19 protein-coding genes are annotated in these 24,363 nt (G+C 64.8%); 5 read left to right on the top strand and 14 right to left on the bottom strand.

Annotated elements, in window-relative coordinates; all coding sequences use genetic code 11:
• Positions 1–245 precede the first annotated feature (245 nt).
• From AC07PT_RS16615 to scpA, 6 genes are all read right to left on the bottom strand, one after another.
• Positions 246–737, bottom strand: a complete 492-nt coding sequence (locus tag AC07PT_RS16615) for a VOC family protein (RefSeq protein WP_494657389.1) — start codon at positions 735–737, stop codon at positions 246–248.
• 14 nt (positions 738–751) lie between these two features.
• Complete coding sequence (locus AC07PT_RS16610) at positions 752–2,794, bottom strand: acetyl-CoA carboxylase biotin carboxylase subunit (protein WP_492346497.1); 2,043 nt, start codon at positions 2,792–2,794, stop codon at positions 752–754.
• A 31-nt stretch (positions 2,795–2,825) separates the two neighbouring features.
• The gene (locus AC07PT_RS16605) at positions 2,826–4,358 is read right to left on the bottom strand and encodes an acyl-CoA carboxylase subunit beta (protein ID WP_273425506.1); all 1,533 of its coding nucleotides are present in this window, start codon (positions 4,356–4,358) and stop codon (positions 2,826–2,828) included.
• Positions 4,359–4,443: 85 nt separating this feature from the next.
• Complete coding sequence (gene meaB / locus AC07PT_RS16600) at positions 4,444–5,454, bottom strand: methylmalonyl Co-A mutase-associated GTPase MeaB (RefSeq protein ID WP_492346496.1); 1,011 nt, start codon at positions 5,452–5,454, stop codon at positions 4,444–4,446.
• Between the two features lie 55 nt (positions 5,455–5,509).
• Positions 5,510–5,830, bottom strand: coding sequence for a hypothetical protein (locus tag AC07PT_RS16595; protein ID WP_494657388.1), 321 nt, complete (start codon positions 5,828–5,830; stop codon positions 5,510–5,512).
• Between the two features lie 5 nt (positions 5,831–5,835).
• Positions 5,836–8,013, bottom strand: a complete 2,178-nt coding sequence (gene scpA / locus AC07PT_RS16590) for a methylmalonyl-CoA mutase (protein WP_492346494.1) — start codon at positions 8,011–8,013, stop codon at positions 5,836–5,838.
• Positions 8,014–8,133: 120 nt separating this feature from the next.
• Here scpA and AC07PT_RS16585 point away from each other — a divergent pair, with 120 nt between their 5' ends.
• Together AC07PT_RS16585 and AC07PT_RS16580 are read left to right on the top strand one after the other, a co-directional pair.
• Positions 8,134–8,769 (top strand): GntR family transcriptional regulator, encoded by a 636-nt coding sequence (locus AC07PT_RS16585; protein ID WP_494657387.1) that lies wholly within the window; start codon positions 8,134–8,136, stop codon positions 8,767–8,769.
• Between the two features lie 117 nt (positions 8,770–8,886).
• On the top strand, positions 8,887–9,411 hold the full coding sequence (locus tag AC07PT_RS16580) for a DUF1269 domain-containing protein (protein WP_494657386.1): 525 nt from the start codon (positions 8,887–8,889) through the stop codon (positions 9,409–9,411).
• Between the two features lie 65 nt (positions 9,412–9,476).
• On the opposite strand, the gene dusA is transcribed toward AC07PT_RS16580, so the two are convergent.
• Positions 9,477–10,496, bottom strand: coding sequence for a tRNA dihydrouridine(20/20a) synthase DusA (gene dusA, locus AC07PT_RS16575; protein WP_494657385.1), 1,020 nt, complete (start codon positions 10,494–10,496; stop codon positions 9,477–9,479).
• Between the two features lie 411 nt (positions 10,497–10,907).
• A complete protein-coding gene (locus tag AC07PT_RS16570; protein WP_494657384.1) occupies positions 10,908–11,675 on the bottom strand; it encodes an IclR family transcriptional regulator domain-containing protein in 768 nt (255 codons plus the stop codon).
• Positions 11,676–11,853: 178 nt separating this feature from the next.
• Here AC07PT_RS16570 and pobA point away from each other — a divergent pair, with 178 nt between their 5' ends.
• The 3 genes from pobA (at position 11,854) to AC07PT_RS16555 (ending at position 15,188) form a co-directional block, all read left to right on the top strand.
• Positions 11,854–13,038, top strand: coding sequence for a 4-hydroxybenzoate 3-monooxygenase (gene pobA, locus AC07PT_RS16565; protein ID WP_494657383.1), 1,185 nt, complete (start codon positions 11,854–11,856; stop codon positions 13,036–13,038).
• An 80-nt stretch (positions 13,039–13,118) separates the two neighbouring features.
• Positions 13,119–14,273: an ABC transporter substrate-binding protein gene (locus tag AC07PT_RS16560; RefSeq protein WP_494657382.1), complete on the top strand. Its 1,155-nt coding sequence runs from the start codon at positions 13,119–13,121 to the stop codon at positions 14,271–14,273.
• Between the two features lie 27 nt (positions 14,274–14,300).
• A complete protein-coding gene (locus AC07PT_RS16555; protein WP_494657381.1) occupies positions 14,301–15,188 on the top strand; it encodes a CoA transferase in 888 nt (295 codons plus the stop codon).
• A 14-nt stretch (positions 15,189–15,202) separates the two neighbouring features.
• Here the strand turns inward: AC07PT_RS16555 and AC07PT_RS16550 are convergent, their stop codons facing one another.
• From AC07PT_RS16550 to AC07PT_RS16525, 6 genes are all read right to left on the bottom strand, one after another.
• Complete coding sequence (locus AC07PT_RS16550) at positions 15,203–16,471, bottom strand: class I SAM-dependent methyltransferase (protein WP_494657380.1); 1,269 nt, start codon at positions 16,469–16,471, stop codon at positions 15,203–15,205.
• Positions 16,472–16,711: 240 nt separating this feature from the next.
• Complete coding sequence (locus AC07PT_RS16545) at positions 16,712–17,746, bottom strand: TraB/GumN family protein (protein ID WP_494657379.1); 1,035 nt, start codon at positions 17,744–17,746, stop codon at positions 16,712–16,714.
• Positions 17,747–17,820: 74 nt separating this feature from the next.
• Positions 17,821–19,080, bottom strand: coding sequence for an MFS transporter (locus AC07PT_RS16540; protein ID WP_494657378.1), 1,260 nt, complete (start codon positions 19,078–19,080; stop codon positions 17,821–17,823).
• 199 nt (positions 19,081–19,279) lie between these two features.
• Positions 19,280–21,709: a YgiQ family radical SAM protein gene (locus tag AC07PT_RS16535; protein ID WP_494657377.1), complete on the bottom strand. Its 2,430-nt coding sequence runs from the start codon at positions 21,707–21,709 to the stop codon at positions 19,280–19,282.
• A gap of 77 nt (positions 21,710–21,786) precedes the next feature.
• Positions 21,787–22,266: a nuclear transport factor 2 family protein gene (locus AC07PT_RS16530; RefSeq protein ID WP_494657376.1), complete on the bottom strand. Its 480-nt coding sequence runs from the start codon at positions 22,264–22,266 to the stop codon at positions 21,787–21,789.
• Positions 22,267–22,391: 125 nt separating this feature from the next.
• Positions 22,392–24,314: a B12-binding domain-containing radical SAM protein gene (locus tag AC07PT_RS16525; protein WP_494657375.1), complete on the bottom strand. Its 1,923-nt coding sequence runs from the start codon at positions 24,312–24,314 to the stop codon at positions 22,392–22,394.
• Between the last annotated feature and the right edge of the window lie 49 nt (positions 24,315–24,363).

Raw genomic sequence — 24,363 nt, 5'->3', positions numbered from 1 at the left:
TATTTTGTTGCAGCGATTTTGAATCTTCAGTCTGTGCCCAAACTGACAGAAGGTGATTCACAGCCTCAGGAAAAACCCGCATTTTTCAAGTGATATGCGAATCGCAAGTGATTTTTCGCTCTTTTTTATCACCTATTTAATGCCAATTGCAATGATTTGGGTGGATTTCACTGCAAGATCAATGAAAAAAAGCCACCTGCATCAAGCAGGTGGCTTCAGGGGGGGGTCGACGAATCGAGTGAAGCTCAGACCGACGGCGATGCGGCCAACGCCGCAAAGGCCTTCACCACCTCCGGTGGGGCTTGCACCAACTCGATCAACACGCCCTCACCCGAGATCGGAAACTCGTCGTTGCCCTTGGGGTGGAGGAAGGTGATGTCAAAGCCGGCAGCACCGCGGCGGATGCCGCCGGGGGCGAAGCGCACACCATGGGCGCTCAACCATTCCACGGCCACCGGCAGGTCATCGATCCACAGACCCACGTGGTTCAACGGTGTGGCGTGAACGGCGGGTTTCTTGTCCGGATCCATGGGCTGCATCAGGTCGACCTCAACCTTGAACGGCCCCTCGCCGATGGCGCAGATGTCTTCATCCACGTTCTCACGCTCGCTTTTGAAGGTGCCTGTCAGGGTCAGGCCCAGCATGTCCACCCAAAGCTTTTGCAGCCGGGTCTTGTCGGGTCCGCCGATGGCGATCTGCTGGATGCCCAGCACTTTGAAGGGTCGGTTCAGGGTCATGGCACGGGCTCCGCTCAGACAAACTCAAGAATGACCTGGTCCACCGCCAGCGACTCGCCCTTGTTGGCGGCGATCTTGCCCACCACGCCGTCCTGCGTAGCAAACAAGATGTTCTCCATCTTCATGGCTTCGATCACGGCCAGCTTCTCGCCGGCCTGCACGGTCTGGCCAGGCTGCACAGCCACATCCACCAGCAAGCCGGGCATGGGCGAGAGCAGGAACTTGCTCAGATCAGGCGGCGCCTTGTAAGGCATCAGCTTGTGCAGCTCAGCCGAGCGGGGCGACAGCACCAGCGCCTCGATCTGGGTGCCGTTGTGCGACACGCGCAGCGCCAGCGGGTTCTTGCCTGACCCCCGCTCCACCTGGGCCGTGAAGGCAGCGCCGTTCACCAGGCCCTCGATGCGGATCGCCCCCAGACGGGCACCGCTGCTGAACTGGTAGCCTTTGCCGTCCACGTTCACGGTGCTGGTCTGCGCATCCAACTCGGCGACTTGCACCGGGTAATGCACGTGCTGGCCAGCCTTGTCCAGAACCACCACCACGAAGTCTTCACCCAACTTGGCGCCATGACCTTCCATCTGGCCGGTGATGCCCGAGGCACGCTGGCGATAGCGGCGGTTCTGGAAGGCCGCCAGGGCCACCAGGAAGGCCGGATCGCTGTGCGGCACGTCTTCGGCAAAAAAGCCCTTGCCGTAGTTCTCGGCAATGAAGCCGGTGTTGAAATCACCCGACACAAATTTCGGGTGCGCCAGCAAGGCCGCCTGGAAAGGGATGTTGCTGCTGATGCCGCGGATCACAAAGCCGTTCAGGGCTTCGCGCATCTTGGCGATGGCATCGTTGCGGTCGCGTCCATGCACGATGAGCTTGGCGATCATCGAGTCATAGAACATCGGGATCTCGCCACCATCGGTCACCCCGGTGTCCACGCGCACGCCGAACAGCTTGTCGGTCTTGCTCTGGAACATGGTTTCCGGCGGTGTCTGAAAACGGACCAGGCGGCCGGTGGAGGGCAGGAAGTTGCGGAACGGGTCTTCGGCATTGATGCGGCACTCGATGGCCCAGCCATCGCGCTTCACGTCGGCCTGGGTCAGGGGCAGCTTCTCGCCGGCAGCCACACGGATCATCAGTTCGACCAGGTCCAGGCCCGTGATGCATTCGGTGACCGGGTGCTCCACCTGCAGACGGGTGTTCATCTCCAGGAAGTAGAAGCTCTGATCCTTGCCCACCACAAATTCGACCGTGCCGGCGCTCTGGTACTTCACGGCCTTGGCCAGGGCCACGGCTTGCTCGCCCATGGCCTTGCGGGTTTCGTCGCTGATGAAGGGGCTGGGCGCTTCTTCAATCACTTTCTGGTGCCGACGCTGGATCGAGCACTCGCGCTCGTTCAGGTAAATCACATGGCCGTGCGAATCGCCCAGCACCTGGATTTCGATGTGACGCGGCTCCTCGACAAACTTCTCGATGAACACACGGTCATCGCCAAAGCTGTTGCGGGCTTCGTTCTGGCAGCTGGCAAAGCCCTCGAAGGCTTCCTTGTCGTTGAAGGCCACGCGCAAACCCTTGCCGCCACCGCCGGCCGAGGCCTTGATCATGACGGGGTAGCCGATGCCCTTGGCGATCTCGACCGCCTGCTCCGGGCCGCTGATGGCGTCGTTGTAGCCCGGAATGGTGTTGACCTTGGCCTCGTTGGCCAGCTTCTTGGAGGCGATCTTGTCGCCCATGGCGGCGATCGAGAAATGGCGCGGGCCAATGAAGGCCATGCCTTCGTCCTCGACGCGCTTGGCAAAGGCCTCGTTCTCGCTCAAAAAGCCGTAGCCGGGGTGGATGGCCTCGGCACCGGTGGCCTTGGCGGCGGCAATGATCTTGTCGGCCACCAGGTAGCTCTCGCGGCTGGGCGCCGGGCCCAACAGCACGGCCTCGTCGGCCAGGGCCACGTGGCGGGCTTCCTTGTCGGCTTCGGAGTACACCGCCACGGTGGCGATGCCCATCTTCTTGGCGGTGGCAATCACACGGCAGGCGATCTCACCACGATTGGCAATCAGAATCTTCTTAAACATTTGACTCGTTCCTTCTTGTTCGTGACGGTGATCAGAGCGGGATGTTCCCGTGCTTGCGCCACGGGTTCTCAAGCTTCTTGTCCTTGAGCATGACCAGCGAGCGGCAGATGCGCTTGCGGGTCTCCGACGGCAGGATCACGTCATCGATGAAGCCACGGGCACCAGCCACAAAGGGGTTGGCGAAACGGGCCTTGTATTCGGCCTCCTTGGCGGCCAGCTTGGCCGGGTCGCCCTTGTCTTCGCGGAAGATGATCTCCACCGCGCCCTTGGCGCCCATCACGGCGATCTCGGCATTCGGCCAGGCAAAGTTGACGTCACCGCGTAAGTGCTTGGAGGCCATCACGTCGTAAGCGCCACCGTAGGCCTTGCGGGTGATCACCGTGATCTTGGGCACCGTGCACTCGGCGTACGCGTACAGCAGCTTGGCACCGTGCTTGATGATGCCGCCGTACTCCTGGCTGGTACCGGGCATGAAGCCGGGCACGTCGACAAAGGTCACCACCGGGATGTTGAAGGCGTCGCAAAAGCGCACGAAGCGAGCGGCCTTGATCGAGCTCTTGATGTCCAGGCAACCCGCCAGCACCAGGGGCTGGTTGGCCACGATGCCCACGGTCTGCCCATCCATGCGGGCAAAGCCGATGATGATGTTCTTGGCGTACTCGGGCTGCAGTTCGAAGAAGTCGCCATCGTCCACGGTCTTGACGATCAGCTCCTTCATGTCATAGGGCTTGTTCGGGTTGTCGGGCACCAGGGTGTCCAGGCTCTTGTCCTGGCGGTCCACCGGGTCGCCGCTCTTGCGCACGGGGGCCTTCTCGCGGTTGTTCAGCGGCAGGTAGTTGTAGAGGCGGCGCAACATCAGCAGGGCCTCGACATCGTTCTCGAACGCCATGTCGGCCACGCCACTCTTGGTGGTGTGGGTCACGGCGCCGCCCAGTTCTTCAGCCGTCACCTCTTCATGGGTCACGGTCTTCACCACTTCAGGGCCGGTCACGAACATGTACGAGCTGTCCTTGACCATGAAGATGAAGTCGGTCATGGCGGGCGAGTACACCGCCCCACCGGCCGAGGGGCCCATGATCATGCTGATCTGCGGGATCACACCGCTGGCCAGCACGTTCTTCTGGAACACGTCGGCATAGCCCCCCAACGAGGCCACACCTTCTTGAATGCGGGCGCCACCCGAGTCGTTGAGGCCGATCACCGGAGCACCGACCTTCATGGCCTGGTCCATGATCTTGCAGATTTTTTCGGCATGGGCCTCGGACAAGGCGCCGCCGAAGACCGTGAAGTCCTGGCTGAAGACAAAGACCAGGCGGCCATTGATCATGCCGTAGCCGGTGACCACACCGTCACCCGGGATCTTGTTGTCGGCCATGCCGAAATCGGCACAACGGTGCTCGACGAACATGTCCCACTCTTCAAACGTGCCCTCGTCCAGCAGCAACTCGATGCGCTCACGCGCGGTCAGCTTGCCTTTGGCATGTTGCGAATCGATGCGCTTCTGACCGCCGCCGAGGCGGGCAGCAGCGCGCTTGCTTTCGAGTTGCGCCAGGATGTCTTGCATGGTGTCTTCTCTCTTTGCTCCGGATGGATTCTGGAAATGAGGGGGTTGGATCGGTTGGATCAGGTGAAATGAGGGCCGGCTGGGTTCAATCGCTGTGGCGGCTGGCCGCCAGCAATTGCCGAGCAGCGGTGGAGGCGGGCAGCAGCCCCTGGGCCACCTCGTCGGTGAAGCGAGGCAGCAAGGCCTGCACCTGCGGGTGGGCACGGAAAGCCTGCTTGAGACCCGCGTCGATGCGCTCCCACATCCAGGCCAGCGACTGGCTCTGGCGGCGCGACTGCAGGCGCCCATTGGCCCCCTGCAACCGCCTGAACTGGCTCACGGCGACCCAGAAGGCCTCTACGCCCTGCCCCAGCAAGGCACTGAGCTGCACCACCTGCGGGTGCCACAAGGCCTCGTCATGGTGGGCGTGCTCAGGGTTGCCGTGCAGGCCCAGCAGGCGCAGCGACGAGGTGATCTGGGCCTGGGCCCGCGTGGCGGCGTGCACGTCGATGTCGGCCTTGTTGATGACCACCAGGTCGGCGATCTCCATCACGCCTTTCTTGATGGCCTGCAGGTCGTCACCGGCATTGGGCAGTTGCATGAGCACGAACATGTCGGTCATGCCCGCCACGGCGATTTCGCTCTGGCCCACACCCACGGTCTCGACGATCACCACGTCATACCCCGCGGCCTCGCACACCAGCATGGCCTCGCGGGTTTTCTCTGCAACGCCCCCCAGGGTGCCGCTGCTGGGGCTGGGGCGGATGTAGGCCCGCTCATGCACCGACAGGTGTTCCATGCGGGTCTTGTCACCCAGGATGGAGCCCCCCGAGACCGTGCTGGAGGGGTCGACCGCGAGCACCGCCACGCGGTGGCCCTGACCGATCAGGTACAGGCCCAAGGCCTCGATGAACGTGCTCTTGCCCACGCCGGGCACGCCACTGATGCCCAGGCGAAAAGAGCGCCCGGTGTGCGGCAGCATGGCCGTCAACAACTCGTCGGCCTGGGCCCGGTGATCGGGCCGGGTCGATTCCAGCAGCGTGATGGCCTTGGCCATGGCGCGCCGCTGCACCGCTGGGGCGCCGCTCAGGATGCCTTCAAGCAAAGGGGTCTGCATGGTCTGGGTCAAAGGTCAAAAAGGAGTGCTTCAAACGCGGGCAGCCAGCAAGGGCTCAGTCCTGGGCCGCGCCGGGGTCGGCGGGCCGGGGGGTGCCCTGGGCGCTGTCGGTCAACAGGCGGGCGCGCAGCAGGGCCTGCAGCTTCTTCTGCAGGGGCGAGCCTTCGGCACCGAGCTTGACGCCACGCTGGGCGCTCAGGCGCAAAGGCGCCAAGGCATCCGCTGCCTGGTGGCGCACCGGGTGGGCGGGTCGGCGCCCGAGCGAACGCTCGACCGCCATCACGATGTACTGCGACTTCGACAGGCCCAGCCTGCGGGCCGCTTCATCGACCTCGCGCTCCAGCGCGGGGTCCATGCGGACAGCGACATGGCTCATGCGTTTCAGCCCTGCTGTGCCTTGCGGATCTGTTCCAGCACGTCCTTGGCGCTGGCCGGGATGGGCGTGCCCGGGCCGTACACGCCCTTGACGCCGGCCTCGTACAGGAAGTCGTAATCCTGGCGCGGAATCACCCCGCCCACGAACACGATGATGTCGTCCGCGCCCTGGTCCTTGAGCGATTGGATGATGGCCGGCACCAGGGTCTTGTGGCCTGCGGCCAGGGTGGACACGCCCACGGCGTGCACGTCGTTCTCGATGGCCTGGCGGGCGCACTCCTCGGGGGTCTGGAACAGCGGTCCCATGTCCACGTCAAAGCCCAGGTCGGCAAAGGCCGTGGCCACCACCTTGGCACCGCGGTCGTGCCCGTCCTGGCCCAGCTTGGCGATCATCACGCGCGGGCGGCGGCCCTGCTCATCCGCAAAGGCACTGATCTCGGTCTTGAGCTTGTCCCAGCCTTCGGCCGAGTCGTAGGCGGCGGCATACACACCGGTCACCTTCTGGGTGTCGGCACGGTGGCGGCCAAAGATCTTCTCGAGGGCATCCGACACCTCGCCCACCGTGGCTCGCAATCGAATAGCCTGGATGGTCAGGTCCAGCAGATTGCCCTGGCCGCTCTCGGCTGCAGTCGTCAAGGCGGCCAGCGCGGCCTGCACTGCGGCACTGTCGCGGGTGGCCCGGATCTTCTTGAGGCGCTCAATCTGCCCGTCGCGCACCTTGACGTTGTCCACCTCCAGGATGTCGATGGCGTCTTCGCTCTTGAGCTTGTACTTGTTGACGCCCACGATCACGTCTTTGCCCGAATCGATGCGCGCCTGCTTCTCGGCAGCCGCCGCTTCGATCTTGAGCTTGGCCCAACCGCTGTCCACCGCCTTGGTCATGCCGCCCATGGCCTCGACCTCTTCGATGATCTTCCAGGCGGCATCGGCCATGTCCTGGGTCAGCTTCTCCATCATGTAACTGCCAGCCCAGGGATCGATCACATTGGTGATGTGGGTCTCCTCCTGGATGATCAGCTGGGTGTTGCGCGCAATGCGGGCACTGAACTCGGTGGGCAGCGCAATCGCTTCGTCAAAGCTGTTGGTGTGCAGGCTTTGCGTGCCGCCAAACACCGCTGCCATGGCCTCGATGGTGGTGCGCACCACGTTGTTGTAGGGGTCTTGCTCGGTCAGCGACCAGCCCGAGGTCTGGCAGTGGGTGCGCAGCATCAGGCTCTTGGGGTTCTTGGCATCAAAGCCCTTCATGATGCGGCACCACAACAGGCGCGCCGCACGCATCTTGGCGACTTCCAGGTAGAAGTTCATGCCGATGGCCCAGAAGAAGCTCAGGCGGCCGGCAAACCCGTCCACATCCATGCCCTTGGCGATGGCGGTCTTCACGTATTCCTTGCCGTCGGCCAGGGTAAAGGCCAACTCCAGCGCCTGGTTGGCGCCCGCCTCTTGCATGTGGTAGCCCGAGATGCTGATCGAGTTGAACTTCGGCATGTTCTTGGCCGTGTACTCGATGATGTCGCCGATGATCTTCATCGACGGCTGGGGCGGGTAGATGTAGGTGTTGCGCACCATGAACTCTTTCAGAATGTCGTTCTGAATGGTTCCGGACAGCTTGTCCTGGCTCACGCCCTGCTCTTCGGCCGCCACCACATAGCCGGCCAGGACGGGCAACACAGCGCCGTTCATGGTCATGGAGACCGACACCTTGTCGAGCGGGATCTGGTCGAACAAGATCTTCATGTCCTCGACTGAGTCGATGGCCACACCGGCCTTGCCCACATCGCCGGTCACGCGGGGGTGATCGCTGTCGTAGCCACGGTGAGTGGCCAGGTCAAAGGCCACCGACACGCCCTGGCCGCCGGCGGCCAAGGCCTTGCGGTAGAAGGCATTGGACTCTTCGGCCGTCGAAAAACCGGCGTATTGGCGAATCGTCCAGGGGCGCACTGCGTACATGGTGGCTTGCGGGCCGCGCAGAAAGGGCTCAAAACCCGGCAAGGTGTTGGCGTACGGCAGGTTGGCCGTGTCGGCTGCGGTGTACAGCGGCTTCACGCTGATGCCGTCGGGCGTCAGCCAGTTCAAGGCGTTCACGTCACCACCGGGGGCCGACTTGGCGGCAGCCTTGGCCCAGGCTTCCAGCGAGCTGGGGGCAAATTCAGGGTTGGACGGCTTGGCAGACTGTGAATCACTCATGACGAAAGCTTCTCCGACGGGGCTTGGGGTGTTGGCTCAGGGTATCCCTGCTTAATCCAGCAGTTTACATCATTCATAATTATTGATTCAAAATATTCCACACACCTTACAATCCGCGCCATGTCCGCCCTCACCCTCACGCCCAAAGCCCTGTACGAAGAAGTGGCCGAACTCCTTCGCCAGCGCATCTTCCAGCGCGAGCTCGAACCTGGCAGCTGGATCGACGAGCTGAAAATCGCACAAGAGTTCGGCATCAGCCGCACGCCGCTGCGCGAAGCCATCAAGGTGCTGGCCGCCGAAGGCCTGGTGACGATGAAGGTGCGCCGTGGCGCCTATGTGACCGAGGTCAATGAAAAAGACCTGCGCGATGTCTACCACCTGCTGAGCCTGCTCGAAAGCGATGCCGCCGGTGAGGTGGCCGACCACGCCACAGCCGCCCAGCTGCAAGAAATCCAGGCCCTGCATGACGAACTCGAAAAGGCCGTGGACGACCGCGAACGCTTCTTCCAGCTCAATGAGCGCATCCACCTGCGCATCCTGGAGATGGCCGACAACCGCTGGCGCCTGCAAATGGTGACCGACCTGCGCAAGGTCATGAAACTGAACCGCCACAACTCACTGCTCAAGCGCGGCCGCATCGCCGAATCGCTGCAGGAGCACCGCGAAATCACCGAAGCCATCACGGCCCGAGACGGCCACGCCGCCGCCCAGCGCATGCGCGCCCACTTCGCCAACGGGCTCGAAGCCGCGGCCTGACCGACCCTGCCGATGCGCCCAGGCGCATTACATCTGCAAACATGGGCTGGTCGGACACCTGCAAATACTCCTGACAGACCAGCCCACAGGGGGCTGGCCACCATCGCAGGAGCCATCATGTTCAACAACAACAGCAACGCATCCCTCACTCAGGCCCACATATTCAAGACCCGCGAGGCCGCCGAGATCGCCGTGCGCAACCTGGGCCAGGCCGGCATCGACCTCAAGACCATGTCCTTGATCGGCAAGGGTTACCACAGCGAAGAGCACCCAGTGGGCTTCTACACAATGGGCGATCGCATCAAATCCTGGGGCGGCACCGGCGCCTTCTGGGGTGCCCTGTTCGGGCTGCTGGCCGCCCCGGCCATGATCCTGTTCCCAGGCGTCGGCGTGGTGGCCGTGGCCGGCCCTCTGGTCAGCAGCGTGATCGCAGCCCTGGAAGGGGCGGTGGTGGTGGGCGGCCTGTCGGCATTGGGGGCCTCCCTGGTGCAGCTGGGCGTGCGCAGCGATGAGGTGGTGCGCTACGAGACCGCCATCAAGGCCGATGCGTTTGTGCTGCTGGTGCACGGCGACGCCGCCCTGCAGGCACGCGCCAACGAGGTGCTGGCCGCAGCCGCTGCCGCGGTGAACCAACCCGCCTGAGCCCACAGCAGGCAGCCATTGCCCGCCTGAACCCAGTGCGGCCCACCCGCCCCCCAGCCCTTACCTTAGGCAGGGCTAGCCACCGCTGCGCCCGCATGGGCCAACGCCATCACCTCGTGGGGCGTGTGGGCGCGCAGGCGGTGGTCGCTCCAGACCTGGCGCCAGCGTCGTGCCCCAGGCAGGCCATTGCGCAGGCCCAGCATGTGCCGCGCCATGGTGTGCCAGGGTGTACCGTGCTCGGCCTGCTCGCGCGCCATGTGGTCGCACATCAGGCGCTCCACGTCTTCGCGCGTCTGGCCGCTGGGCTCGGCGCCCCAGAAGCGGTGGTCCCAATCGGCCATCACCCAGGGGTTGTGATAAGCCTCACGACCCACCATCACGCCATCCACCTGCTCCAGGTGAGCCTGCACCTGGTCATTGAGTGTGATGCCGCCATTGACGGCAATCGTCAGCCCCGGGAACTCTTGCTTCAGCCGGTAAACCATCTCATAGCGAAGCGGCGGAATCTCGCGATTTTCCTTGGGGCTCAAGCCTTTCAACCAGGCATTGCGCGCATGCACGATGAACACCTTGCAACCGGCCTCACTGACCTTGCCCACGAAATCGCGCACGAACTCATAGCTCTCGATGCGGTCGATGCCGATGCGATGCTTCACCGTGACCGGCACACGCTGCACCCCATCCAGCATGGCCTTCACGCCATCCGCCACCAGATCCGCCTCAGCCATCAGGCAGGCCCCGAAAGCGCCACGCTGCACCCTCTCACTGGGGCAACCACAGTTCAGGTTGACCTCGTCATAGCCCCACTGTTCGGCCAAACGTGCACAGTGCGCCAGATCCGCCGGCTCGCTGCCCCCCAATTGCAGCGCCACCGGATGCTCTTCAGCGTGGTAGCGCAAATGCCGGGCCACGTCCCCATGGATCAGCGCCCCCGTGGTCACCATCTCGGTGTAGAGCAAGGTGTGACGGGTGATCAGGCGGTGCAGGTAGCGGCAATGGCGGTCGGTCCAATCCATCATCGGGGCCACGCTGAGCCGCCAGGGCGACAATTCTTCTGTCAGTTGTTGATTTTTATTTAATTTCATTCGGTAGCCTCTGGGTTGCGTCAAGCAGGGCGGCGCCCTGATTTTCTCAGAGTCGAAGGACTTCGATACCGAGGCCCAGGCAGTGGCCTGGGGCGATCGCCTGGAGGCCAAACCCTCCCAAGGCGTGTCAGCGAGCCGGTTTGAGTCACTGAAGCCCGAACCTTCAGGTCGGCTCGGCTGATGTGCACGCATGAAGCCAAAGAGCCCGACCTCAACGACCGACACCATGCCACCGCATGGTTCACCGAAATGGGGTAGCAATCGATTTATTGGGGTAATACGATCGAAAATACCCCCAATTAGCAGCAGCGCTTCCCTTTTCTCTCACCCCTGAATGATGCCGAGGTGGGCTGGGCACACCCGAAACTGGATCGCATCGTGGTGGTTCAGCTCAACCCCGATCGCGTCTCATCACAGCAGCGCCCTCACCTCCCGCGCCGCCTCCTGCAACAACGGCAGCAAAGTCTGATGCAGGGTCTCGGGCGGATGCGCCTGGGGTGAGGCCACCACGTTCAGGGCGGCCACGGTGCGCCCTTGCATGTTGCGCAAGGGCACGGCCAGGGCCAGCACGCCCAGTTCGTGCTCCTCGGCGGCGAGGCAGAAATCGTCTTCGCGCACCTGGCGCAACAGCTTGCGCAAGGCCGTGGGCTGCACCGTGGTCTGGGGGGTCAGGCGCGCCAGGGTGCGGTCTTTGAGCCAGGCACTCAGATCAGCCGGCGCCAGCGCCGCCAGCAGTACCCGGCCGGTGGAGGTGGCATGGGCCGGCAGGCGCGCGCCCAGGTGCAGGCCATAGGCCAGCAAGCGGGTTGGCGAGCCATACACCCCGCTGCGCGCCACGATGACCACCTCGTCGCCCTCCAGCACCACGGCCGAGAACGACTGCTGGGTCTGCGCGGCCAGGCGGTTCAGCGTGGGCTGCATCACGCGTGGCAGCCGGGCCGAGGCCAGGTAGCTGCCTGAGAAGCGCAGCACCTTGGGGGCCAGCCAAAAATAGCTGCCATCGCTTTCCAGATAACCCAGGTGCTCCAGGGTCAGCAGGTGGCGGCGCGCCGCGGCGCGGGTGATGCCGGCGCGCTGGGCAGCCAAGGTGGCGTTCAGGCGCTGGCGCTCGGTGTCGAAGCTCTCCAGCACGGCCATGCCTTTGGCCATGCCTTCGATGAAATCTGCCTTGGCAATCATGGGGGGACGGCGGCCACACGGAGGCCGCAGGTTGATTCAGATCAATGTTGCGCGATCATCGCACAAACTGCTCATTGATCGCACAAAGCCATGCCGCCAGCCCTACCCGGGGCAGACACAGACTTTTACGCTTGCGGACAACCCATCACCCACCACCGAGATCCCCAAGGAGACCCTCATGCGTACCCAAGTCGCCATCATCGGCGCCGGCCCCTCCGGCCTGCTGCTCGGTCAACTGCTGCACAAGGCCGGCATTGACAACATCATCGTTGAGCGCCAAAGCGGCGACTACGTGCTCAGCCGCATCCGTGCCGGTGTGCTGGAGCAGATCACCATGGACCTGCTGGAGCAGGCCGGCGTGGCCCAGCGTGCCCATGCCGAGGGCTTGCCCCACCACGGCATCGAGTTGCTGTTCAAGGGCGAGCGCCACCGCATCGACATGCACAGGCTCACCGGCGGCAAGCAGGTGATGGTCTATGGCCAGACCGAGGTCACCCGCGACCTGATGGAAGCCCGCGCTGCTGCCGGCCTGAGCACCGTGTACGAAGCCAGCCAGGTCAGCCTGCAGGATTTCGATGGCACCCAGCCGCACGTGCGCTATGTGAAGGACGGCGTGACGCACGAGATCGAGTGCGATTTCATTGCCGGCTGCGACGGTTACCACGGCGTGTCGCGGGCCAGCGTGCCGGCCGGCGCGATCCATGAGTACGAGAAGGTCTACCCCTTCGGCTGGCTGGGTGTGCTGGCCGATGTGCCCCCGGTGTCCGACGAGCTGATCTACGCCAACACACCGCGCGGCTTTGCCCTGTGCAGCATGCGCAGCCACACCCGCAGCCGCTACTACCTGCAGGTGCCCTCCGAAGACAAGGTGGAGAACTGGACCGATGCCCTGTTCTGGGAAGAGTTGGCCCGCCGCCTGGACCCGGCCGCCCGCGAACGCCTGGTGACGGGCCCGTCCCTGGAAATGAGCATCGCCCCGCTGCGCAGCTTTGTGGCCGAGCCGATGCGCTTTGGCCGCCTGTTCCTGGCGGGCGACGCCGCGCACATCGTGCCCCCCACCGGCGCCAAGGGCCTGAACCTCGCCGCCTCCGACGTGGGTTACCTGTCGGGCGCGCTGATCGAGCACTACCGCGAGCACAGCGCCGCCGGCATCGACCATTACTCGGCCCGCTGTCTGAGCCGCATCTGGAAGGCCGAGCGCTTCTCTTGGTGGTTCACCTCGCTGATGCACCGTTTCCCCGAGACCGGCGGGTTTGGCCAGAAGATCCAGGAAGCCGAGCTCGACTACCTGATCCACTCCGAGGCCGCCTCGACCTCGCTGGCCGAAAACTACGTGGGGCTGCCCATGGTTCATTCGAACTGAAGCGGGCTCAAAGCGACCGGCGCCTGGATCTGACAGTCAGCCGGTATAGTTCACTCCGATAGCAATTCGGAGACAACAACATGCGCCTTGACCTGCCCACCGCAGGCCGGGTTGCGCGCCGCTGGCTGCCTGTGGCAGCTTGGCTGGCGTGCAGCCTGTTCACCACCGCCCAGGCCGCCGACGACATCGTGGTGGCCCAGATCGGCCCCTTCACCGGCCTGCCCTCGCCCGATGCGCCCGACATCAACACGGGCGCCAAGGCCTACTTCGAGCAGATCAACCGCGGCGGCGGCATCAACGGCCGCAAGATCACGCTGTTCACCCTGGACGACCGATTTACCGCCGACGGCTTCAAAGCGGCCCTGCCCCAGGCGCTGGAGCGCAAGCCCGTGGCCTTGCTGTCGCCCATCGGATCGGCGGCCCTGAGCGCGGTGGTGCGTGAGAACCTGCTGGACAACGCCAATGTCATCGTGGTCAACGCCGTGCCCGGGGCCGACGTGCTGCGCAAGCCCGGCCATGCCCGGCTGTTCCATGTGCGGGCCAGCGACCGCGACCAGTACGCCCGCATGCTGGAGCATGGGCGCACCCTGGGCGTGAGCACGGTGCACGTGCTGCATCAAGACCTGCCCATTGGCGTGCAAGGCCTGGCGGCGATCAAAGAGCTGGCCCCAGGCTTTGGCTACAAGACCATCGAAGGCAGCCAGGCCCAACACAACGACGACAGCCTGAAAATCGCCGCCCAAGCCACCCAGGCCGCCGCGCCTCAGTCCGTGATCGTGATCGGTTCGCCAAAATTCATGGCCGATGCCGTCAAGCAGCTGCGCGAGGCCGGCTACGGGCGATCCATCATGGCCTTGTCTTACCTGTCGGCCCCTTTGCTGGTCAAGGTGGCGGGCGAGGCGGCTTCCCGCGGTGTGGGCATCGCGCAAACCTTTCCCAATCCCAATGGCCGCGGCCTGCCCCTGCAGGCCGAGTTCCAGGCCACGATGGCCCGCTATGCGCCTGAGGCCAAGCCCTACACCGCCTTCCAGCTGGAGGGCTACCTGAGCGCACGCGTGCTGGTCGAAGCCTTGCGGCGCGCCAAGGGCAACCACCCCGAAGCCCTGGCCGACGCCCTGCACGCCGCGGGCGAGCTGGACTTCGGCGGCTTCAGGGTGAACTTCAGCAAAGGCAATACCGGCAGCCAATGGGTCGAAATGAGCGTGGTGGATGCCACCGGCAAGCTGCGGTATTGATGGCCGACATTTGAGAGACACACATCCATGAGCCAGACAAACACCAACACCTTGCAAGGCACGCGCATTCTCAGCCTGGCCTTGAACCTGCCCGGCCCAGCCGCGCTGATGCGTTGCCGCGACATGGGGGCCAGCTGCACCAAACTCGAGCCCCCGCCTCGCCACGGCGTGCCCGCCGATCCCATGGGGGCCTACAACCTCGAGGCCTACCAGACCATGCACGCGGGCCTGCGCACCCTGCATGCCGACCTCAAAACCCCCGAAGGGCAGGCCACGCTGCATGCCGAGCTGGCCAGCACCGATGTGTTGATCACCTCGTTTCGCCCCTCGGCCCTGCGCAAGCTGGGCCTGGCTTGGCCCGAGTTGCAGGCGCGCTACCCTCGACTGTCGCTGGTCGAGATCGTGGGGGCGCCCGGTGAGCGAGCCGAAGAGCCCGGCCACGACCTGACCTACCTGGCCGAGGCCGGTCTGGTGCCCAGCCTCGAGCTACCCCCCACCCTGTTTGCCGACATGGCCGGCGCCTTGCAGGCCAGCGAGGCCGTGCTGCAATGCCTGCTCCAGCGGATGCACAGCGGCATCGGCAGTCGGCGTGAAGTGGCCTTGAGCCAGGCCGCCGCCTGGCTGGCCCTGCCCCATCATTGGGGCCTGACCCGCCCTGAGGGGGCCGTGGGGGGAGCCCACGCCGGCTACCGGGTCTACCGCTGTCTTGATGGTCGGGTGGCGCTGGCGGCGCTCGAGCCCCACTTTGCCCAATCGCTGTGCCGCGCGGCCGGCATCGACGCCGCTGACTTGAAAGCCATGTTGACCCCCGAGGTGCACCGCGCTGTCGCTGCCTTCGTCGGCAGCCAGACCCGCGACCAACTGGAACGCCTGGCGGTAGAACAGGACGTGCCGCTGTACACACTGGCCGACTGAGCGCGCCTGAGTTCTCAGGCCTCGTACATGTAGGCACGGTTGAACGGGTAGCTCGAACGGGCCCCAACCAGGGGCTCGTCGGCCAAGCCCGGCGCGGGCCGGATGGCCAGCACCTGGTGCAGGGCGATCCAGCCCTGTTCGAAAGCCAGCGCCGAGCCCGCCAGGTAAAGCCGGTAGGCGCGCAAGGTGCGCTCGACCTGCTCACCCGCGAGTGAGCCGCCCAGCACCTCGCGCGCCTCGTCCAGCCGTGCCTCCAGGCCATCAGACCAGGCCCACAGGGTTTTGGCGTAATGGGGGCGCAGGTTCTCGGTGTCCACCATCTCAAGCCCAGCGCGGGCTGCATCTCGCAAAACCGTGCTGACGTGCACCAGTTCACCCCCTGGAAAGATGTACTTTTCGATGAACTCGCCCATGCCGGCCCCCAGTTGCAGGTTGTCGGTCCCCCCGGCCGTGATGCCGTGGTTCAGGACCAGGCCGCCCGGGCGCACCCGTCGGGCCACTTGGACAAAGTAGTCCGGCAATTGGGCTCGTCCCACATGCTCGAACATGCCCACAGAAGCCACTTTGTCAAAGGTTTCCTCTGCCGGCAGTTCGCGGTAGTCGCACAGCAGCACCCGCACACGCGAGCCCAGCCCCAGGGCGTCGATGCGGGCCTGCACATGGGCTTGCTGGTGGCGCGAGAGCGTGATGCCGGTGGCCAGCACGCCGTGCTGCTGGGCCGCCCACAACAGCAAGCCGCCCCAGCCACAACCGATGTCCAGGAAACGCTCGCCCGGCCGCAGTTGCAGCTTGCGACAGATCAGCGCCAGCTTGGCTTCCTGCGCCTCGGCCAGACTCAGGTCGGCACGGCGGTAGTAGGCGCAGGAGTAGACGCGCCGCGGGTCCAGCCACAGCGCAAAAAATGCATCCGACAGGTCATAGTGGAACTGGATCTGGGCCCGATCCCGACTCAACGTGTGGGCTGCAGCCGACTGCCAATGCTGCATCAGGCGACGAGACAGGCCCGCCGAGGCGACGTCCGACGGGTTATGGCGCAGCAGGTCGGCTGCCACACGCATCACCTCGCGCATGCTGCCCTGCACACGGATGCGGCCCTCCACAATCGCCTGGCCCACCATGCCGATGCGGCCCAGCGCCAGGTCGATCAAGCTGCGTGAATCTTCCAAGCACAGGGCCACTGGCGCATCGGCAGGCCCCAGGCACTCCCCGGAGGGCAATTGCAGCATCAGGGGCGTCGACAACGCACTCAGGCGATCCTGGATCAGGCGCAGCCACTTGTTCATAACAGGCCTCCGTCAAACACGGCTGCCTCCAGGGCCGGGCGCAGCCCGCCGCCCTGCCACCAGGTGGCGGACTCACCCCGGGCCCGGCGACAGGCGCATGGTGATACCTGACATGGATTCTAGGCCGGGCTTAAAAATTTTGCCCAGGACCAGTGATTACTGACCACTCGTCAACAGGACAATCCCTGATCAGATGCCCCATGCCATCACGGACGCCAACCAGGGTTGGGGCCGGCAGCCTCAGCGCAGGCGCTCCACTTGGTAGCCGCGCTGCTCCAGCAGCTTGGGCAGGCCGGTCGGGCCCACCATGTGCAGGGAACCCACGGCGGCAAACACCTTCTTGCCGTCGCTGTGCAGGCCGTCCACGCGGTCGGCCAGGGCCGGGTTGCGGTCATCCATCAGCTTCTTCATCTGGCTGCGGTCCTGCGGCGTCTTGAGGCAGTCGCACCAGTCGGCGTAGTGCTCCAGTGCATCCAGGTCGCCCTGCTCCCAGATCTGGGCCACACGCGCCAGCAGGCGCCGGGTCTGCCCACGTTCGATCTCGGTCAGGGTGCGGTTGACCAGGTTGGCCGCCTCGGCATCGTTGCTGCCCAGCAGCACCGCCAACTGGCCGGAGGCCGACTCCAGCGACACCACTGGACGGTCGGTGCTGCGCGCCAGCACGGCCAGCATGATCTCGGTGCCAAAGCTGGGCTGCAGGCCATCGCGACGGCCCGCCAAAAAGGTCAGACTGAGGGCCTGGATCTCGGGCGGGGCCGAGCCCAGGGCGGCCTCGGGCAGGCATTCCGCCAGCCAGCGGGTCTTGAGGCGAGCCTGCAACTCGGCCGGCAGGTTGCGCTTCACGCCTTGGATGACGGTGGCCATTTCACGCTGGATGGCCGGGTCCAGTGGGTTGATCTCGATGCCCGTCACCTCGGTATCGCTCAGCGCCTGCTGGATCTTGGGGCCCGGGGCCATCCAATCGGCCTTGCCGGCATGGAAGGTACCGTACAGATAGGAGCTGTGGTCACCCTTGGTGATCTTCCAGAGAAAACCACGGTCGGCAGCATGTTCAGCGGCCTGGCTGAACAGTTCCGGAGAGAAAGGTGCCGGCAGCGGCGGGCAACTGGCTGGCGCCTTGGCCGCCTTGGCCTCAGCCGGCTTGGGGGCAGCGTGGGGATGGGCGGGCTTGGTCGCCGCCCAGGCCATACCGCTCAACAGGCACAGGCCCACCAGGGCCCAGCGACGGCAGGCCAGACCCGCAGCGGTCGACGACCGAGGCGAAAGAGAAGACATGAAAATGTTCATGCCCGGAATGTTGCCACGACTTGAGGTGGCCGCCTGCGCGTCACCCCAACTTTGCCGCGCGCTCACGACAAGGCCAGGCGGCGCGCGATGCGTTGCGACAGCAGCAAACCCACCAGGCAGCAGCCCCCCGTGACAGCCCAGGTCCATTGCCAGCCTCCGGCCAGGCCGGCCACCCAGCCCACCAACGGTGGGCCGGCAAATTGCCCCAAGGCAGAGCATTGGGTCATCCAGCCAACGGTGGTCGAGATGGCGTTCTCACGCGGAGCCAGGCGCACGGCCAAAGAAAAAAGGCTGCCTGGGATCAACCCCCCCATCATCGAAAAGCCCAGCAAGGCCGCATAGCGCAGTGCGGCAGGCAAGGGCCAGAAGGCCTCGAAGGTAAGCCAGGCACCCACGGCCATGCTGGCAAAGCCCCAGGTCAGCACCCTGGCGGCAGGCACGCCACGCTGCAACAGGGCCCCGGCGGCCAGATTGCCCACAATGTTGGCCGCCGCAGCCAAGGCCGTGAGCATGGCCGTCAAGCCCACCCCCAGATCAGAAGACGCATAGATCGAGGGCAAAAACCCCATGACGGCCTGCCACTGCGAGGCATAGAAGGCAAAGGTCAGCGCGACCAGCCACGGCCCCGCACTGGACAAGGTCATCCGCAGCACGCCCAAACCCTGCATCAACCCGGGCCGGCTTGCTTTTGGCGGGGTGGCACCCAATCCAGCGGCCGGCCCTGCCCAACGCGCCCGGGTGGCGTCCGAGGGCACCCAGACCAGGGCGGCCACAGCCATCGCCGCCGACACCGCGGCCATCAGCCACCACCAGTGCGGCCACCCCATCAGGGGCAGCAGCAGCGGCCCCCCCAACAAAGCCAAGGCGGTGGCCAGCGGCATGCAGATACCGAACACACCCAGCATGAAAGGCAGATCGTGGGCACTGACCAACTGGCGGATCAAGCCCGCACAGGGCATGAAGACGAGCAGGAACCCAACGCCCTCCAGCGCTCGAAGGAACAGCATGAAGCCGGCTTCATGCACGGCGGGGCCCAAGGTGCTGGAAGCCACCAGCAGCCCCAGGCCGATCAAAAGGCAACGGCGCAAGCCCCATTGGTCGGCAAACAGGCCCAACAAGGCGCCCAGCAACATAGAAGCCATTTGCACCGCCGACAGCAAAAAGCCCGCCTGCAACAGCGACAAGCCCAATTCGGCACGCAACAAGGGAATGGCGGGCGCCAGCTTGGCCACATGCAGGGCCGCCGAGACGCCTGCAGCCACCACCAGCAAAGCCGCTCGTCGGCCATCAGAGCGTTTGCCCTGGTCATTTTTGGAAGTCATCACCGACGTCAAAGCTCACCTCGCTCGCGCCGGCAGGGCTCGGCCGAGAGGGCCGACAAACTCGGTCGCAAAGCTGACGTCCAGGGAGCGTCTGCGCCGCAACCCCGGGACTACCGGCAACAGGCAGGCGCCAGCGTAGCGGCGCAGGCGGCCGCCCTGGTTTCAAATTCCGGCGGACTGATACAAGGCCGCAAGCGCCTCAGCGTGGCCCCTTGCGGCTGGCTTTGGGTTTGCCGACACCTGTGCCGGCGCGGGGCGGCAGGCCGGTGTGCTGGGTCAGGATGCGGCCTTTGACGGGTGCCACCGGTGCGGCGGATGCGGCGCCCTGCCCCAGCGCTGGCCCGCGGGCGCCACGGGGTGCCCCGACGGCAGGCACGGCCTTGCCAGTGGGCCGAGCCGGGGCCTGCGTCGAGTTTTTGCGGCGGGCACTCTGGTAGCTGCCGTCTGTCAGCGGCTGGAAGGTCGGGATCAGGTGTTGCTTGCCGTTACCAATGAGGTCGGCCCGGCCCATGGCCTTGAGTGCCTCACGCAACAGCGGCCAATTGTTGGGATCGTGGTAGCGCAAAAAGGCCTTGTGCAGGCGACGGCGCTTTTCACCGCGCACGATGTCGACCGACTCGCTGTCGGGCGTGATCTTGCGCAGCGGGTTGCGGCCGCTGTGGTACATGGCCGTGGCACTGGCCATGGGGCTGGGGTAGAAGGTCTGCACCTGGTCAGCACGAAAGCCGTTGCGCTTGAGCCATAGTGCCAAGTTCATCATGTCCTCGTCGCTGGTGCCCGGGTGGGCGGCGATGAAGTAAGGGATCAGGAACTGCTTCTTGCCCACTTCTTCAGAGAACTTGTCGAACATCTGCTTGAAGCGGTCATAGCTGCCAATGCCCGGCTTCATCATCTTGGTCAGCGGGCCCTGCTCGGTGTGCTCGGGGGCGATCTTGAGGTAGCCCCCCACATGGTGCTGCACCAGCTCGCGCACGTACTCGGGGCTCTTCACCGCCAGGTCGTAGCGCAGGCCCGAGCCGATCAGGATCTTCTTGATGCCTTTCAGAGCCCGCGCGCGGCGGTAGATCTTGATCAGCGGATCGTGGCTGGTGTTGAGGTTCTGACAGATGTCCGGAAACACACAGCTGGGCTTGCGGCAGGCGGCCTCGATCTCGGGCGTCTTGCAGCCAATGCGGTACATGTTGGCGGTGGGACCGCCCAGATCGGAGATCACGCCGGTGAAGCCCTTGACCTTGTCGCGGATCTCCTCCACCTCGCGAATGATCGAGTCCTCGGAGCGGCTCTGGATGATCCGGCCCTCGTGCTCGGTGATTGAGCAGAAAGTGCAGCCACCAAAACAGCCGCGCATGATGTTCACGCTGAAGCGGATCATCTCCCAGGCCGGGATCTTGGTGGTGCCGTCATGGCTGCCGTTTTCATCGGCATAGGCCGGGTGCGGGCTGCGCGCATAGGGCAGGTCGAACACCAGATCCATCTCGGCCGTGGTCAGTGGGATGGGGGGCGGGTTGATCCACACATCACGCGCGGTCACGCCCTCGCCATGGGCTTGCACCAGGGCGCGGGCGTTGCCTGGGTTGGTCTCAAGGTGCAGCACCCGGTTGGCGTGGGCGTACAGCACCGGGTCGCTCTTGACCTGCTCGTACGAGGGCAGGCGGATCACACTGCGCTCGCGCGGCGGCACCTTGACGCGGCCCTGCAGGGCCGGGTTGGGCACGAAGGTCAGCGGCTTGGTGGTGGCCACGGGGCTCCCGGCCCGGGCTTCAGCGTCGCTGGCCACAGCCTGGGCCTCGTCTTCACGGGCGCAGGTGGCGCCCTGTTCGCGCGCCTGGTCCGAGATCATCAGATAAGGGTTGACGTGGGCTTCGACACGGCCCGGCGTGTCGATGCGGGTGGAGTCGATCTCGAACCACCCCTCAGACGACTCGTCGCCACTGCGCCGGATGAAGGCGGTGCCCCGCACGTCGGTGATCTTTTCGATTGGCTCGCGGGCAGCCAGTCGGTGCGCCACCTCGACGATGGCCCGCTCGGCGTTGCCGTACAGCAGCAGGTCGCACTTGGCATCGACCACGATGGAACGGCGCACCTTGTCGCTCCAGTAATCGTAGTGGGCGATGCGGCGCAGCGAGCCCTCGATGCCCCCGAGCACGATGGGCACATCCTTGTAGGCCTCTCGGCAGCGCTGGCTGTACACGATGGCGGCGCGGTCGGGGCGCTTTCCGCCCACGTCGCCGGGGGTGTAGGCGTCGTCGGAACGGATTTTTCGATCGGCCGTGTAGCGGTTGATCATCGAATCCATGTTGCCCGCGGTCACCCCGAAGAACAGATTGGGCTTGCCCAGCACCCGGAAGGGGTCGGCACTTTGCCAGTCAGGCTGGGCAATGATGCCCACGCGAAAGCCCTGAGCCTCCAGCATGCGACCGATCACCGACATGCCAAAGCTCGGGTGATCGACATAGGCATCGCCGGTGACGACGATGATGTCGCAGCTGTCCCAGCCCAGCTTGTCCATTTCCGCACGGCTCATCGGCAGGAACGGCGCCGTGCCGAAGCGGGCCGCCCAGAACTTGCGGTAGCTGTTCAGCGGTTTGGCGGCGCGCGCGAAAAAGGAAACGTCGACGGGGGCGTTCATGGGGGGCTTCTTGGGGATAACCCTTCATTTTACGGGTGTGCACCCCATGAACGGTTTTGTCAGTACCCCCAGAAGGGCTAATGGACCGAACGCCCCAGGATGCGCCGCGGCACGGCGGCCAGCTCAGGCACGGGGTAAGTGCTTTCGTACACCTTGATCTGGGTGATCTGCCCGGCCAGTACCGTGAAGTGAAAAGCAAAGTCGACCCGCATCAACTCGTTGTTGGCATTGAGCCGGGTCTCCAGCTCGCCGGTGGCGATGGCGTGGCAGCCCTCGGCCAGCACCTGCTTCACGGTGAAGCGCTGTGGCGTGGCGCGTCGACGGTGCTGGGTGATGAAGTCGGCCACCTGCTCGCGCCGCTGTGCGGGCCCACTCCAGGGAATGACCAGCGAATTGTGCGGGATGTCCCAGACCATTTCAGGCGCCAGCAGGTCCGCAAAGCCCTCGGCGGCCTCACCGACCTTCACCTGCTCGAAATAAAGCTGCACCACGGTACGGGTCTGCTCGGTGAGCGTTCCCATCGACAAGACGGTCGGACAATTCTGGAGGATCGACATGGCAACAAACACCCCGCGCAAGGACAGGCAAACTTGCCTGCTGAAATGATTTGAAAATCATTGTCGCAGAATAAATCAAATTTAATTTGATAAATTAGCTTGCTTACCCATGCAAATTCGGCCCCTCAGTCCCAATGGGTCTGGGCCAGGGCCTTGGCAATGGTCTGCCGCTTGACTGTCGGTTTGGGTACATGGAAGTCAAACCAATTGCGCACATCCTGGTCCAGCCCAATGCCATGCATGTAGTTGTAAATGGCCTTGCGCAAACCCTCGCCGAGGGCGTCGTGGTCCACCCCGGTCGGGTCGCGGAACGCGATGTCGTTGCGGGCAAACTGGCCCGGTGGCAGCGGTACCAGGCTGATGCCGTAGTCCTGCGGGTTCTGGCCCACGGGCGAATGCACCGTGCACACGAAGCGGTGCCAGAAGCCCGACTGGATGCAGCCGTTCTCGAACAGCTGACGCACGTACTCCAGCGCATCCACGGTGTCCTGCACCGTCTGGGTCGGAAAGCCATACATCAGGTAGGCGTGCACCAGGATGCCTGAGTCGGTCAGGCTGCGCGTCACCCGGGCCACCTGCTCCACCGACACGCCTTTTTTCATCAGCTTGAGCAGACGGTCAGAGGCCACCTCCAGGCCGCCGGAAATGGCAATGCAGCCGCTGTCAGCCAGCTGCTGGCACAGCTCGGGGGTGAAGGACTTTTCGAAACGGATGTTGCCCCACCACGAGATCGAGGTGCCGCGGCGCTGCAACTCTTGCGCGAGTGCCTTGAGCGACTTGGGCGGCGCCGCCTCGTCCACAAAATGAAAGCCAGTCTGGCCGGTCTCGGCCACGATGGCCTCGATTCGGTCCACCAGGGTGGCTGCGCTGGCCGTCTCATAGCGCGAGATGTAGTCCAGGCTGACATCGCAGAAACTGCACTTCTTCCAATAGCAGCCATGGGCCACAGTCAACTTGTTCCAGCGGCCATCGCTCCACAGCCGATGCATCGGGTTGAGCATGTCCAGCAGCGACAGGTAGCGGTGGATCGGCAGGCCGTCCCAGGTGGGTGTGCCCACGTTTTCAAACGGCACCTCAGGCTGCTCCAGGTGCTGCCATTGCACCTGTCCTGTGGCCGCATCGCGCACAAACGTGCGCACCAGGCGCTGACGCGAACGGCGCCCCTGCAGATGCTCCAGCAAAGCCAGCAAGGGGCTCTCGCCAGCGTCCAGAGTGACGTAATCAAAGTAGTCGAACACCCGGGGCTCGGCCAGCTCGCGCAGCTCGGTGTTGACGAACCCGCCGCCCAACACCGTGACCAGACCCGGGTGGCGCGCCTTGATGGCCTGCGCCACCCGGAAAGCCCCGTAAACCGCCCCCGGGAAAGGCACCGACACCAGCACCACCGTGGGTTCGTGGCGCGCCACGGCTTGCAGGGCCAGCTCGCACAAGGTCTCGTCCACCAGGTTGCGCGGCGCCGCCAGAGCCTCGGCCAGCGGGTCAAACGTGGGTTGCGCGGCAGCCAGTGACTCGGCATAGCGCACAAATTCGAAGCGCGGGTCCACCGCATCGCGCAGAACGTCGGCCAAATCGTTCAGGTACAGCGTGGCCAGATGGCGGGCGCGGTCTTGCTGCCCCAGCGCGCCAAAGGCCCAGGCCAGCGGGTCTTCGCCCTCCTCGGCCAGGTACACCTCCAGGGATTCAAAACGCGGGCCCTCGGGCAAGAACTGGCGCCCGGCAATGCGGTGCGCCAGACTCAGATCACGCCCTTGCAGAAAGCCGATGGTGGGCTCCAGCGTGGCCAGGTAACGGTCGAATTGATCCAGAAACAAATTGACCCGAGCGCTGCGTTGCGCCTCTGGGCCGGCCTCGATCACGGCCCGGACCTCGCGCAGCCCCGCAGCCGAGAACAGCTTGAGCACCAGCGCCAGCGCCAGATCCTCCTGTCGCGCATCCAGCCCCTGGGCGCGCAAAAAGCCGGTGAGGTAGGCCGTGGAAGGGTAAGGCGTGTTGAGCTGCGTCATCGGCGGGATGACGGACAGGATGCGGACAGCGGCGGCAGACGACATGGAGACAGGCAAGGCAGAAAGGCAGGCAGGTAGGGCGGGCCGGTGTGGC

This window comes from Curvibacter sp. GW821-FHT09D12, assembly GCF_059416245.1.
This window is presented reverse-complemented; position numbering and strand designations above follow the sequence as displayed.